Here is a 14,304-nt window from a genome sequence, read left to right on the forward strand (position 1 = left end):
AATTTAATCTACGTGTTTAGGAGTAAAACCATCTTCACTTAGTTCTCTGTGTTCATAATCTGCCTTCATTTCTGCATCATAGTCTACTTTTTCATATTTACCCATTCTTCTTAAAATAGAATCAAACAATGAATAAACTACCGGTACAATAATTAAGGTAAGGAATAAAGATGATGTTAAACCACCGATCACTACCCAAGCTAAACCGTTATTCATCTCAGCACCTGCTCCTTTCGCAATAGCAATAGGAATCATCCCGAAAATCATCGCAATCGTTGTCATCAGAATCGGACGGAGACGAGCGTGGTTTGCCTGAATCAAAGCGTCATGTGTATTTGCACCTGCTGCTTTTCTCATATTGGCAAAGTCGACAATCATAATTGCATTTTTCGCCACCAAACCAATCAACATGATCATACCGAGCATGGTAAAGATATTCAAAGAGTTACCGGTGATGGCAAGAATTACCATTACCCCAATCAATGCTAATGGAATTGAGAATAATACCACAAACGGATAAACAAACGAGTCATACAAAGAAACCATTACCAAGTAAACCAATACAATAGCCGCCAACAAAGCGATTCCTAAAGTACCGAAACCTTCGGTCTGGTTTTCCATATCTCCACTCCAAATATAACTTACACCTGCAGGTTTTGTTTTTTCATTATCCATAAACTGAGCTGCCCATTCATTGGCAACATCTCCTACAGGACGACCAACAACCTTAGATTTTACTTTTACAGAAGGTGCTTTATCTCTACGTTCTAGCAAACTTGGTCCAGAACCCATTTTCACTTCAGCAAACTGACTTAGTCTTACCTGCTCTCCCTGAGGATTGGTAAAAATCAGGTTTCTTACATCTTCAATAGATTGTCTGTTGGCATCACCAAAACGGATATTAATATCATATTCATATTCACCAGCTCTGAATTTTCCGTCTGTATTTCCGCTGAATGCCGTCTGCATGGTCTGACCTACACTTGCGAGATTCAGTCCTAAAGAAGACATTTTATCTCTGTCAATATTTACCTGAACTTCAGGATTTCCGGAATCGGTAGATAACTCTGCATCCACAGAACCAGGTACTTTTTTAAGTAATTCTAAAATTCTGTTGGCTTCTTTGTTCGCCGTTTCATTGTCCTGAGCAGTTACTACCAACTCAATTGGTGCGTTGTCTGCTCCCATTAAACCGATTGGTGCTGTTTTAAATTCAACTCCGGTAAATTTCTCTTCTAAAGCTCTTTTGATTTTAGCAGATTTAATATCGGTACTTTCGTTACGTTCTGATTTGTCAACTAAAATCACCTGGATTTCTGATTGATACAAGGTAGCCTGAACACCACCAAATCCAGAAGACTGCTGACCTACTGTTGTAATCATATCTACAACATCTTTATCATTTCTAAGATATTTTTCAACTTCCAGAGTTACCTGATTCGTTTTTTCTACAGAAGCATCTTTTGGTAACTCCATTTGAACCAGAAACTGCCCTCTATCCATTTTAGGGAAGAATTCGCCCCCAATAAATCCGAATGCTACCAACATAAATGAAGAAATCAAAATAATGAACGTCACGATTACCGTCATTACTCTTCTTAAAGTTGTTTTAAGACACCATTCCAAAATTCCACTGATCCAGTGTGTAAATTTGTCCAGCTGCTTTTCAAACCAAAGAATAAATTTCTCAAAAGGGTTTTTCCCCGTTAAATGTACCAGTTTACCAAACCTTGACGATAACCAAGGAATAATAGTAAACGATGCCAATAATGAAAACATGGTTGCAATAACCACCGTTACGCAGAACTGCGCCAAAATATCAGAAACCAAACCGGAACTCATCGCAATCGGCAAGAATACTACCACGATTACCAGAGTAATAGCTGTTACCGTAAATCCAATTTCTGAAGCGCCATCATACGCTGCACGGATTCTGCTTTTTCCCATTTCCATGTGACGATATACGTTTTCCAAAACCACAATCGCATCATCCACAAGAATACCCACCACAAGCGAAAGCCCGAGTAAACTCATTAAGTTGAGAGTATATCCCATCAAATACATTCCGATCACCGTTGCAATCAATGATACCGGAATTGAAACCATAACAATGAATGCGTTTCTGATATTGTGAAGGAATAATAACATTACCACTGCCACCAAAATAATAGCTAAAAACAAATCGAAAATTACATGATCTGCTGCTTCTAAAGTGAAGTTGGTACTGTCATCAACGATATTAACTTTCAATGCCTGATTTTTGTAATCTTCCTGAACCTGAGCGATGGTCTTTTGTACTGATTCTGAAACAGAAACCGCATTTGCATCAGACTGTTTTTTCACCTGAAGTAAAATCGTAGGACTTTGATTAAATCTTGCTACCTTTTCTATATCTTTTTGAGTATCAAAAACCATAGCAATATCAGACAAGCGAACCTGAGCTCCGTTTTTATTGGAAACTACGAGATTATTCATCTCTTCAATGTTTCGGTATTTTCCTGAAAGTCTGATCGTTGATCTTGAAGTTCTTGTTTTCAGAGCTCCTGTAGGGAAATCTAAATTGGAAGATAAAATTGCCTGCTGCACATCTCCGATAGCAATTCCGTACCCCTGCATTTTCTTTTCATCCAGATTTACCTGAATCTCTCTCTCCTGTCCACCAATAAGATCAACCTGAGCGACACCGTTCACACGGGAAAAAATAGGCTCTATCTTTTTATCTAAAAGATCATAAAGCTCTTTATTATTTAGCTTACTACTCGTAATACTCAAAGTCATGATCGGTAAATCATCTAATGAGAATTTTTGCAAAGAAGGCGGATCTGCATCCTCCGGAAGATCTGCCAGAATCGCATTCACTTTTCTCTGAGCATCATTCAAAGCATAATTTACATCGGCTCCGGTGTTCAATTGAACCATAATTACCGATAAACTTTCGTAGGAAGATGACTCTACTTTTTTTACATTTTCCAGAGAACCAACGGCATCTTCAATCTTTCTGGTTACCGAAGTTTCTACTTCACTTGGTGAAGCTCCGGGATATACCGTAGAAATGGTTACCATATTGGTTTCAAATTTTGGAATCAACTCATACCCCATCATGGAGTAGCTTAATAAACCTCCCAATGTAAGAATCGTAAACAATACGATGACAAGGGATGGTCTTTTAATGGATATTTCTGCTAACTTCATCTTCTCTTACTTTACGATATTGATTTTAGAACCGTTATCAAGGTTGATCTGTCCGCTTGTAATTACCTGCTCTCCTCCTTTAAGTCCGCTCAAAATCTGAACTTTATCTCCATAAACTTTTCCGATTTGAACTTTAATTAGTTTTGCAGTACCATTATTTACGATAAACAACTGTCCTGAGCTCACTCCGTTTACAAATGCTTCTGCCGGAACTGTGATCATGTTTTGAGTTTCAGCGCCGTTATTTGTTTTAAATATTGCCGTTGCATACATCCCTGCTTTCAGATTTCCTCTGTTCTGAACTTCAATTTCAACCGGGAAATTTAAAGAAGCATCACTTTTCGGAGCAATAAAGGTAATTCTTCCGCCGAAAGATTCCTCAGGTAAAACATTGACATTAATGGCAACATCCTGACCTAACGAAATTCTTCCAATCTGACTTTCATCCACTAAAACTGAGAGCTTTAAGCTGTTAATATTCACAATTTCGAACAAAGGAGTTCCCGGAGCAACAACGCTTCCCGGTTCTACCATTCTTTTGTTGATTGTTCCGCTGATTCCTGCTCTGATGCTTGTATCATTGACTCTCACACCCTGCGCTCTTACTGCAGCCTGTGCATTTTTAAGCTGTAATCTGGAATTATCAAGCTGCTGTTTGGTAACACCGCCTGTTTTGTACGCGTTTTCGTAACGCTGATTATCAATAATTGCGTTTTGTAAGTTATTCTGAGCCTGAGCAACATCTACTTCAATAGCGTCTCTTTTTATTGTTGCCAAAACCTGACCTGCACCAACTCTGGCTCCTTCTTTTACCATGACGCTTACAATACGTCCTGAAATATCAGCCGACTGATTCATTTCCTGTTTTGGAATAAAAGTTCCGTTGGCTGAGTAATCTGTATTGATATTTTCTCTGGAAACAGTAACTACATTTACATTGATTTTATCAACCTGTTTTGCTACTTCTTTTACTTCTGTTTCCTGTTTCTTTTTATTATCAGCAATTTTCCATGCTGCCAAACCTACCAGTACAGCAGCTACGATAATGTATATTAAAGTTTTTTTCATTGTTTAATTATGGGTTTTGTAGTGTATTGAGTTCTCCTTTAGCTTTTATTAATTTAATTTCAGCCTGTTTATAATCCAAAAGTGCATTAGCGTAATTCTGTTTTGCCTGGGTAAGCGCATTTTCAGCATCTAAAACTTCTGTAAGAGGGGCAAGACCATACTGATAGTTTGCCTGTGTATCTTTCTGAACTTTTTCGGCGAGTGCTACGTTATTTTTCATACTTTCAATATTGATCAAAGAATTTTCAATATTGGTAACTGCATTTTTATAATCAAGATTCAGACTTTGTTGGGTGTTCTGGATATCCTGATCAAGATCCTGAATATCAATCTCCGCCTGCTGAATTTTAGATTTGGTAGAGCCTCCTGTGAAGATCGGAATATTAATATTTAATCCGATTGCGGAATAATCGCTCCATAAAACTCCATCGTTAAAACCATTGGTTAAAGGAAATTTGCCACCCATTCCTGCCCATCCATAGTTCGCCTGCAGCCCAACGGTAGGATAAAGATATGCTTCTGTAGCTTTTTTGTTATAAACCAGAAGCTCCCTGTTTTTATTTAAAACTTTCAGTTCGGTTCTGTTATCAAGATTTATCGTGTTTTCTAAAAGCTGAGGTCGTGGTTCTATCGTTTTTTCTTCCAGCTCAATTGCTGTATCAATAGGAATTCCCATATAAAACTTCAGCGCATTTTTTGATAGTTCCAAGGCGTTGATCAATTGTTGCTTATTGGAACCGATATTGGTAAGCTGCACATTGGTTCTGTCCAGATCTATTCCTTTAGCCAGACCATTATCTACCAAACTTTTGATTACGTTGCGTACCTTTTCAGTATTGGCGTAGCTGGCTTCAATAGTTTTAAGATTTTCTTCCTGCACAAAAACCTGATAGTAAGCTGTCGCAACATTTTCTATAAGCTGTTCGTTGGTTAACTGCGCATTCAGAATATAGAATTCTCTGGTAGATTTTGCTGCCTTCAGACCTGTAAAAACTCTTTGGTCAAAAATAGTCTGCTGTACCTGCACGACAGCTTGAGAAACCCATGGCTGACCCAGCTGCGCTCTTAAACGCTGACCACCAAATTCTAGTAAAGACTCCTGAATGATAGGATTATACGTTAAACCTGCGGTAGCACTTATCTGAGGTAATGCTCCCGCTTTTGCTTCATTAATCTTGTACTCAGCTTTTTTTACCTGCAAAGCAGCTTTTTTGGCTTCTGCTTTATTCTGAAGAGCCTGCTTGATGGCTTCCTGCAAAGAAACCTGCTGCTGGGCAAATACAGAAGAAGAGGTAAACAACATAAATGCTGCAGCAACTCCGATTTTGAGTTTTTTAGCAGTTATACGTTTTCTGTTCATAATTTATACTTCGTTTATTTTTTTATGTTATTATTAAATGACGGAATACTGTTTCATTTACTTTAAAAATTACTTCTTAAATAGCATATTGATGATAATTTCTTTACGTTCAGAAATAATCTTGTTAAACTCACTTTCGCTGATCATAAGGTTTTCCATCAACAAAGGTCTTACTGCACTGGGAAAAACAAGTAATGAAATCATATTGATCAAAAATTGGATGGGTGCCATTTTTTCAATATTTCCTTTATTCATTTCTTTTATAATATCGTCATAGAGCTTTTCCAGATCTTTTTCTTCAATATCTTTTTGGTGACATGTTCCTTTATTAATCTGTGAAACGATATAAGTTTCCAGATACGGATATTGTAGACTTGTGGATAAGCTTCCTTCTATAAATTGGCTGATTTTTTCCTTAAAAGGTAGATCAGAATTCATAATAATCTCAGATTTTTCTTTTTCCACACGTTGCGCTTCATTAAAAATAATCTGAATGAGGTTGTCTCGGGATCTGAAATAGTAATTAATCAAAGTTCTGTTAACCCCTGCTTCATCCGCAATCTCTTGCGTAGTTGCATCGAATTTCCCCTGTACGAAGAACAGATTCTTGGCAGTATCTTTTATTAATTCCTGTGTTTGATCTTTTTTATTTGGATTTGACATTTTTGTTAAACAAATTTGTGCAAATTTATATCAAACAAATGTTTTAACAAAATTGTTAAACAAAAATATTAATGAAATTATTATGATATGCATCATATTATTTAAAAGAAACACTAAGGAATTTTTTAAAGTGTATTTGAAAGATGAAATACTTTTTTGGTGAGATACTGATTTATGCTTATAATATAAGTTAGATTTGATTTTATTAATAGAAAATTAAAATCCGAATTCAAATAACCAAGTATTGACTTAACGAAGAGTCTATATTGTAAAAAAAAATAGTCCGGTAATGATTACCGGACTATTTATAATGTCTAATGTGATGATTCTAAACTTATGTTTAGTTCTTCATTACTTTGTGAATACATACTTCACACCGATACCTACATTTGCAAGGTTCAATCCGAAGTTAAAATTGTTTACATTTTTTGCTCCGTCAACATCATATTTTGACGTGCTGTAACCAAATTCTCCGATTGTTGCTTCGATAGTCCAGTTTTTGTTTAAGAAATAATCTAAACCTGGTTTTACAGAAACACCAAATGCATTATAGTTTACTTTGTTTGAAACTGTAGTACTGTTTAAGCTTTCTTCAACTTTTTCATTACCAAACTCCATAGGAACTGAAAGTTGACCGAAGATATACAATTTATCTCCTAAAGTCCAATATTTTCTTACGAAAGGCTCAACTACGAATGCAGACTGAGTATATTTATCGAAACCATTTTCATAAGTTTCTTTTTCAATTCTTGATGCATAGCCTACTCCTAAACCTACTGCCAAGTTTGGTGCAACAAAATATCCTACTGTTGGCACAACTGCAAAGTTATCAACCTTAGTATCATCATTATTATCTTCTGTAGAAGAATATCCCACTACACCTGATACATACGTAGTTCCTTTTGCAATTTGAGCATTTGATAAACCAAAAGCTACTACTGCAGCTGTTAATAATAATTTTTTCATGTTTTAAATTATTTAATACTTTCTGACTGCAAATTTATAGGTGATAATTGCAATATTAAAATTTGTTAACATGATTAATATCACGCATGAATATTGACTTTTTATGGATTAAAATCGCAGTAATGAGATTTAATTGTATAAAACTTAAAAATAAAATAAAAAAAACTCCAACTTTTCAATTGGAGCATAATATAATGGTTAAAAAAATATTTTACTTTAAGAAAAAATTGATTCCCAGGTTGATTGCACCAAAGTTAGAATCTATCCTTCTATCTCTGTCAAAATCTCTTCTTTCACTTCCGATGTTCTGATATCCCAAGTATAATTCAGCATTTGACATTTGGTAACCAACTTTAGGATAAACATACAAACCACTATCTACACCGTCTTTTGTAGAAATAGCACCTCCCAAATCTAGCCCCACAAATAAAGGAACGCTGGCAAACTTATATTTCCCTGATGCAGCAAGTGGAATAAATCCGAAATCATCCCATCTGTCTTTTCCAAAAAAATGAGAATATCCTGAAGCAATTCCCACATCCAGACCTCTCATGATATTCCACATATAAGCAGCATCCACTCCCAGTGTAAAACTGGAAACTTTTGAAGCATCTCCTACAGGAGCACCAATATGACCACCAAGCTTAAAGCCACTTTGCGCATTAATCGTTCCAAATAATGCAAAAGCTCCTAATAACAATAGTTTTTTCATAATAATTCTATTTTATGTTGTTAACTCAATAGTATTTCTGGGAGCAAACACAATGCCACAGCGGTTTTATATATACCGAAAGTAATTTAATACCAAAAAATAAGAAATTTGAAAGATCATGTGATTCTAATTTTTAGGCAGAAAAATTGCTTATGGTTAACTAAATCTACATGTATGGTAATTTCAGAAATAATACGGCTCCAAAAAGACTTTTTTAAAACACACAAAACAAAGAATCTCAATTTCAGAAAAATGTATCTGGAAAAAATGTACGATCTGATTAAAAAAAATGAAAATTACTTATATGAGGCTATAGAAAAAGATTTTGGGAAATCTAAATTTGATACTTTTACTACTGAAATTTCTTTTATTCTGAATGATATTACATATTATCTGAAAAACCTGAAATCACTTTCAAAACCTAAAAAAGTAAGCACCAATCTCACCAATCAATTGGGGAAAAGCAGAATTTATTCTGAACCTTTAGGTAACATTCTCGTCATCGGAGCATGGAATTATCCTTACCAATTATCACTTTCTCCCATAATTGCTGCTTTAGCTGCAGGAAACTGCTGCATCCTAAAACCAAGCGAAATTGCAGAAAATACAATGAAACTGATGGCAAAAATTATTAATGAGAACTTTCCTCCAGAGTATCTGTATGTTTTTGAAGGCGGAGTTGATGAAACCACTGAGCTTCTTAAACTGCATTTTGATAAAATATTTTTTACAGGAAGTACCAAAGTAGGGAGAATCGTCTACGAAGCTGCAGCAAAAAACCTAACCCCCGTTACTCTGGAGTTGGGCGGAAAATCTCCTGCAATTATCACCAAAGACGCCAATCTTGAAGTTGCAGCCAAAAGAATTGTTTGGGGAAAATTTCTGAATGCCGGACAAACCTGTGTTGCTCCTGATTATCTTTTGGTGGAAGAATCTGTACAGGAGCAATTTTTGGAGACTTTAGTAAAAAATATTAAAGAATTTGATTATCATTCTAATGCTGAACATTATACTAAAATTATAAATCAGAAAAATTTTGACAGGCTTATTGGCTTAATTGATAACAATAAAATCTATTATGGCGGAAATTATGATACGGGCAACCTTTACATTCAGCCTACAATTCTTTCAAATGTAAACTGGAAAGATCATGTCATGCAGGAAGAGATTTTCGGACCTTTACTGCCGGTTTTAACATTCAGTAACTTTAATATTGCTCTTAATGATATTCTTGAAAAAGAAAAACCTCTTTCAGCATATTTATTTAGCAATAATTCGGAAGAAAAAGAGCATTTTACCCAAAAAATTTCTTTTGGCGGCGGCTGTATCAATGATGTGATCATGCATTTAGGCAATAAAAATCTTCCTTTCGGAGGTGTTGGAAATTCTGGTATCGGAAGCTATCATGGTAAGTTTGGTTTTGATACTTTCTCGCACCAAAAAGCCATTCTAGAAAGAGCCAATTGGGGTGAACCCAACATAAAATATCCTCCTTATTCGGAGAAAAAACTTCACTGGATCAAAAAACTCTTTTAGAATAACAAAAAGTAAATACAAATAAAAGGAGAACCAATTTTGATTCTCCTTTGTATTTTATTTTTTCCCTGAAAATAGGGCAAAAACTATTTATTAAATGTGAATTACTTCGCCATAAGCAGCTGCAGCAGCTTCCATAATTGCTTCAGAAACTGTTGGATGCGGGTGGATAGATTTGATGATCTCATGACCGGTAGTTTCCAGTTTTCTTGCAACAACTGCTTCAGCAACCATATCGGTAACGCCTTCACCAATCATGTGGCAGCCTAACCATTCTCCGTATTTAGCATCGAAAATTACTTTTACAAAACCGTCTGTATTTCCATTTGCTGTTGCTTTTCCACTTGCAGAAAGAGGAAATTTACCCACTTTGATTTCATAACCTTTTTCTTTAGCCTGCTTTTCTGTAAGACCAACAGAAGCTACTTCAGGATGACAATATGTACATCCCGGAATATTGCCGTAGTCAATTTTCTCAACATGCATTCCTTTGATCTTTTCAACACAAGTAATTCCTTCCGCAGAAGCAACGTGCGCCAAAGCCTGAGTAGGAATGATATCTCCGATTGCATAATATCCCGGAACTGAAGTTTCGTACCATTCATTTACCAAAACTCTTCCTTTATCTGTCTGGATTCCCACTTCTTCAAGACCTACGTTTTCAATATTTGCAGCAATACCCACCGCTGAAAGTAAAATATCTGCTTCCAGAATCACTTCTCCTTTAGCGGTTTTTACTTTAGCCTTTACACCTTCTCCACTGGTATCAACACTTTCTACAGAAGCATTGGTCATGATTTCGATTCCTGATTTTTTCAGAGATTTCTCTAAGTGTTTAGAAATTTCTTCATCCTCTACAGGAACGATGTTTGGCATAAATTCAACAACAGTTACTTTTGTACCCATTGTATTATAGAAATCAGCAAATTCTACCCCGATTGCGCCGGAACCTACTACGATCATAGATTTCGGCTGCTCAGGAAGAGATAATGCCTGTCTGTATCCTATTACTTTTTTACCATCTTGAGGAAGATTTGGCAATTCTCTTGAATGTGCTCCTGTAGCGATAATAATGTGAGTCCCTGTATATTCAGTTACTTTCCCTTCTTTATCTGTTACAGAAACTTTTTTACTTTTCTGAACTTTAGCTGTACCAAGAATTACATCAATTTTGTTTTTCTTCATCAGGAATTCGATCCCTTTGCTCATCTTTGAGGCAACACCACGGCTTCTCTGAATTACATTTGAAAACTCAAAACTAGCTTCCACTTTGTTTAACCCATAATCTTCAGCATGATTAATATAATGAAAAACCTGAGCAGATTTCAATAAAGCTTTTGTTGGAATACAACCCCAATTCAGGCAGATTCCTCCTAAATTTTCTTTTTCGATAATTGCAGTTTTGAAACCCAACTGCGCTGCTCTGATTGCTGTAACATATCCACCGGGACCACTACCGATGACAATAATATCGTAATTCATTAGCTTAAAATTTTTATGCGAATTTAAGGAAAAATATTGGATGTTGCGTCCTATGCTTTTTTCGTAAATTACAACCGGATTCAATTAATTCAGACATCATAGAAACAGTTTATAATAGAGCGTTTTGGTAAAGTTTTTTTAATGATAGAAAATTGAAGGAGTTTTCGAGATCATAGAAAAATTAATTAATGAGGTTTTTAAAAGCTTTTTCAACATCCGGATAACTGAAACTGAATCCGTTTTTAATCAATTTTTCTGGATATACATTTCTGCTTTTCAGTAATAACTCGGTTTCAGTTCCCATGACCGAAGAGGCGATTTCCAATTGCCAAACCGCAGCATTTAATCCAAAAGGAGCTTTCATTACCTTTCTTAAATTTCTCATGAAATCATTATTTGACAAAGGATTAGGCGCAGTTATATTGATTCCACCTGTAAGATTTTCGTTTGTGATAACAAACTCAACTGCTCTACAAAAATCGTCAATATGAATCCAGCTTATCTTTTGATTTCCCCTGCCCTGTTTTCCGCCTAGGCCAATTTTAGTCAGCATTTTGAGCTTTGGAAAAGCTCCGCCGTTGTTTCCTAAAACAATAGAAGTTCGCAGAGCCACCTTTCTTACATCTTCTGTTTTGGATTTGAAAAATTCACTTTCCCAGCTTTTACAGATATTCATAGAAAAATCATCTCCGATAATGCCGTTTTCTTCTGTGTTTAAGTGCTTTTCTGAATAAATATAAATTGTTGCCGAGCTTGCGTTTAACCAAATTTTGGGCTTATTGATGCATAGATCAACAGCTTGTTGCAAAACTTTGGTACTTTCAATACGTGAAGAATAAATCTCCTGCTTATTTCTGTCTGTGTATCGGCAATCTACAGACTTTCCCGCCAGATTAATTAAAACATCAGCATTTTCGAGTAAGTTCTTCCATTCACCTACACTTTTTGCATCCCAGAAAATTCCGTTTTTACGTTTGGGGTTTCTGGTTAAAATATAAACCTGCTCTCCTTTTTCTTCAAAATATTTTTCGAGATTTTTGCCCAGAAAACCAGTTCCGGCTGCGATGATTATTTTCATTTTAGTTAATAGTTATATATGATTAATGGTTTGTCATCTTGAGATGCTTCGACAAGCTCAGCATGACATCTATAATAATTAGTATTCCTAGGATTGCTTTTCGAATTCATTTTTCGGCGATTGATTTTATGAGTTGATTTCGTTCTGATAAAAAACTTTCCATATAGTTTTTCAGAAACATAAAATTGAAAATTTTACCAATGACTCCAAAAGGTGATTCAAATTCAAGAATATCAGTCATGATAGTATTTTTACCGTCCTTTTTAAAAACATGCTGATGTTTAAAATATTTAAAGGTTCCTTCCAGCATTATATCGGTGAATTGATGAGGTTTTTGCATTTCAATAATTTTTGATGTGTGCGTTTGATAAAAACCTAAATATTTAGCTTTCCAAGTCACGCTTTCGCCTTCTTCAATCAGTCCTGAAACTTCCCCGGCAATCGCTTTTTCATCAGTTTTAGAAATTGATTCTTGATGAAGATCAATATCCCTTGTCAAATCGAAAACGGTTTCAATATCGGCTTTTATGATTGTTTTCAATCGAATTATTGACATTTTACTTAATGATTAATTAAAATGAGGATGACCAAAACTGTTAATCTGAAAATCATCCACGAAATGGTGGGAAGAAAATTTAATTGCAAAATTTTACACCTTCTTAAATGTTCTAAAAACATGATCAAAACCACAATTCCAAAATATATCATTGCTGAAAATGAATTTAAACTGAAAAGTAAACATGGAATCAGAAGTAAAGTTCCTATAAGAGAAACCGTCATCATATTTCCGATATAGTTCCAAAGTTTTTCTTTTAAATATGATTTTAAGAACACGGTCTGCCAAACAATTTGGCTCACACAGATTATCAACTCTCTGCCAAAATTCTGATGTAAATGCAAACCTAAATTTCCACTGAAAATATTCAAAATATAAGAAGATAAAAACACAACAAAAGTAATATATGCTAATCTGTATTTCAGATTAAAATCAGGAACACAGGCTTTTTCTGAATAATCTTTTGAAGAAGGAATAATCTGTTTTCTATTGTAAGAAACAAAAGAATACAGTTTCTTAAAAAACCAATATAAAGGCTTTATTCTGGCAATTTTTTCTAATCTCGGAAACGAATTTCCGATAATTAACAATAAACTGTCTAATCCGTAGATCACCTTATTTTGCTCATGATCAACTAGGGCGATTTCGTTTTTTGCACGGTTAAAATCAATAAGTTTTTCATTATCTAAGCTTAATTCAGTGAAGGCTTCCCTTCCATTTTCACTCAGCATTCCACTTTTTATAAAACCTTTTGAATAAAGATTGCACATCGGACATTCGTTATCATAGATAAGCGTATGATTATTGAGGATTTTCATGATTATCTGTTTATTAATGTTTTGTATTAATTCCGAAATAAATAATTAAAAATAAATGAATGATTAAGTTTTTCATAATTATAAAATTTTCAATAATATTTGAAAGTTAGATTCAAATAAAAAAGGATTGTAAAGTCCTTTTCTATTTTAATAAATTGGTAATCTTCCCGACCAGCCAGTGATCATCACTTTTTATGGCAAGATCCATAATGTTATTGATTTTTCCTGTTACAGAGCTAAAATCGTTTATCAGCTTAATAAATTCCTTGGCTTCTTCCGAATCTTTATCTTCAATATTTTTCAGCTCTTCCAGAAAAGAAATAACAGGCTCAATTTCTCGTTTTCTTCTTTCTTTGGTAATTTGTTTAAACAAAAACCAAACATCTTTTTCAGCAACAAAATATTCTTTTCGTTCACCTTTTACAAATTCTTTTCTTACAATTCCCCAATCCATCAAAGCTCGTAAATTCATATTGGCATTTCCCCGTGAAATTTCCAGTTGCTCCATCACCTCATCGGTAGAAAGTGCTTTTCCACTTGCCAAAAGCAAAGCGTGAACCTGCGCCATGGTACGATTGATTCCCCAATTGGTTGCAAATGTTCCCCAGGTTTGAATATATTTTTCTTTGGCTTCTGAGAGTTGCATCTTTTTATATTTAAAATTCTATTACAAATATAATAATACTTTTTGAATTTTCAATAATTTTTGAAAATTTATTTTAAATTTTAGCTTACAAATTAAAAATGGTTGATTTTAATTTTAAAATCAACCATTCCTTGTATAAATAACCTGAGTTCGGGATAATAATTGAGATAAACTTTGTAAAAAATAGCAATAATTCGTATATTTAAGTTTCTGACATTCAAATATTT

12 protein-coding genes are annotated in these 14,304 nt (G+C 34.6%); 1 reads left to right on the forward strand and 11 read right to left on the reverse strand.

All coding sequences use genetic code 11. The features are described from left to right. Nucleotides 1-3: 3 nt before the first annotated feature. The 6 genes from FOL89_RS11040 to FOL89_RS11065 all read right to left on the reverse strand — a co-directional run bounded on the left by FOL89_RS11040 (nt 4) and on the right by FOL89_RS11065 (nt 7,961). Complete coding sequence (locus FOL89_RS11040; RefSeq protein ID WP_144282855.1) at nt 4-3,192, reverse strand: efflux RND transporter permease subunit; 3,189 nt, start codon at nt 3,190-3,192, stop codon at nt 4-6. A 6-nt stretch (nt 3,193-3,198) separates the two neighbouring features. Further along, nucleotides 3,199-4,260 carry an efflux RND transporter periplasmic adaptor subunit gene (locus FOL89_RS11045; RefSeq protein WP_144282856.1) on the reverse strand — a complete coding sequence of 354 codons (1,062 nt, stop codon included), beginning with the start codon at nt 4,258-4,260 and terminating at the stop codon, nt 3,199-3,201. A 7-nt stretch (nt 4,261-4,267) separates the two neighbouring features. Continuing rightward, nucleotides 4,268-5,620 (reverse strand): TolC family protein, encoded by a 1,353-nt coding sequence (locus tag FOL89_RS11050; protein WP_144282857.1) that lies wholly within the window; start codon nt 5,618-5,620, stop codon nt 4,268-4,270. A 69-nt stretch (nt 5,621-5,689) separates the two neighbouring features. After that, a complete protein-coding gene (locus FOL89_RS11055) occupies nt 5,690-6,283 on the reverse strand; it encodes a TetR/AcrR family transcriptional regulator (protein WP_144282858.1) in 594 nt (197 codons plus the stop codon). Between the two features lie 351 nt (nt 6,284-6,634). After that, complete coding sequence (locus FOL89_RS11060) at nt 6,635-7,249, reverse strand: outer membrane beta-barrel protein (RefSeq protein ID WP_144282859.1); 615 nt, start codon at nt 7,247-7,249, stop codon at nt 6,635-6,637. A gap of 211 nt (nt 7,250-7,460) precedes the next feature. Continuing rightward, nucleotides 7,461-7,961, reverse strand: a complete 501-nt coding sequence (locus FOL89_RS11065) for a hypothetical protein (protein ID WP_130913147.1) — start codon at nt 7,959-7,961, stop codon at nt 7,461-7,463. Nucleotides 7,962-8,135: 174 nt separating this feature from the next. Here FOL89_RS11065 and FOL89_RS11070 point away from each other — a divergent pair, with 174 nt between their 5' ends. After that, entirely contained in the window at nt 8,136-9,497 is a 1,362-nt protein-coding gene (locus tag FOL89_RS11070; RefSeq protein WP_144282860.1) for an aldehyde dehydrogenase, read from the forward strand. A 93-nt stretch (nt 9,498-9,590) separates the two neighbouring features. On the opposite strand, the gene lpdA is transcribed toward FOL89_RS11070, so the two are convergent. From lpdA to FOL89_RS11095, 5 genes are all read right to left on the reverse strand, one after another. After that, nucleotides 9,591-10,979, reverse strand: a complete 1,389-nt coding sequence (gene lpdA, locus FOL89_RS11075) for a dihydrolipoyl dehydrogenase (RefSeq protein WP_144282861.1) — start codon at nt 10,977-10,979, stop codon at nt 9,591-9,593. 181 nt (nt 10,980-11,160) lie between these two features. Further along, nucleotides 11,161-12,057 carry a TIGR01777 family oxidoreductase gene (locus tag FOL89_RS11080; protein WP_144282862.1) on the reverse strand — a complete coding sequence of 299 codons (897 nt, stop codon included), beginning with the start codon at nt 12,055-12,057 and terminating at the stop codon, nt 11,161-11,163. Between the two features lie 106 nt (nt 12,058-12,163). Beyond that, nucleotides 12,164-12,598: an SRPBCC family protein gene (locus tag FOL89_RS11085; protein WP_317130106.1), complete on the reverse strand. Its 435-nt coding sequence runs from the start codon at nt 12,596-12,598 to the stop codon at nt 12,164-12,166. A 20-nt stretch (nt 12,599-12,618) separates the two neighbouring features. Continuing rightward, entirely contained in the window at nt 12,619-13,431 is an 813-nt protein-coding gene (locus tag FOL89_RS11090) for a DCC1-like thiol-disulfide oxidoreductase family protein (protein ID WP_144282864.1), read from the reverse strand. A 142-nt stretch (nt 13,432-13,573) separates the two neighbouring features. Next, nucleotides 13,574-14,077, reverse strand: a complete 504-nt coding sequence (locus FOL89_RS11095; protein WP_144282865.1) for a GbsR/MarR family transcriptional regulator — start codon at nt 14,075-14,077, stop codon at nt 13,574-13,576. Between the last annotated feature and the right edge of the window lie 227 nt (nt 14,078-14,304).

This window comes from Chryseobacterium echinoideorum, assembly GCF_007474535.1.
Lineage (GTDB): Bacteria > Bacteroidota > Bacteroidia > Flavobacteriales > Weeksellaceae > Chryseobacterium > Chryseobacterium echinoideorum.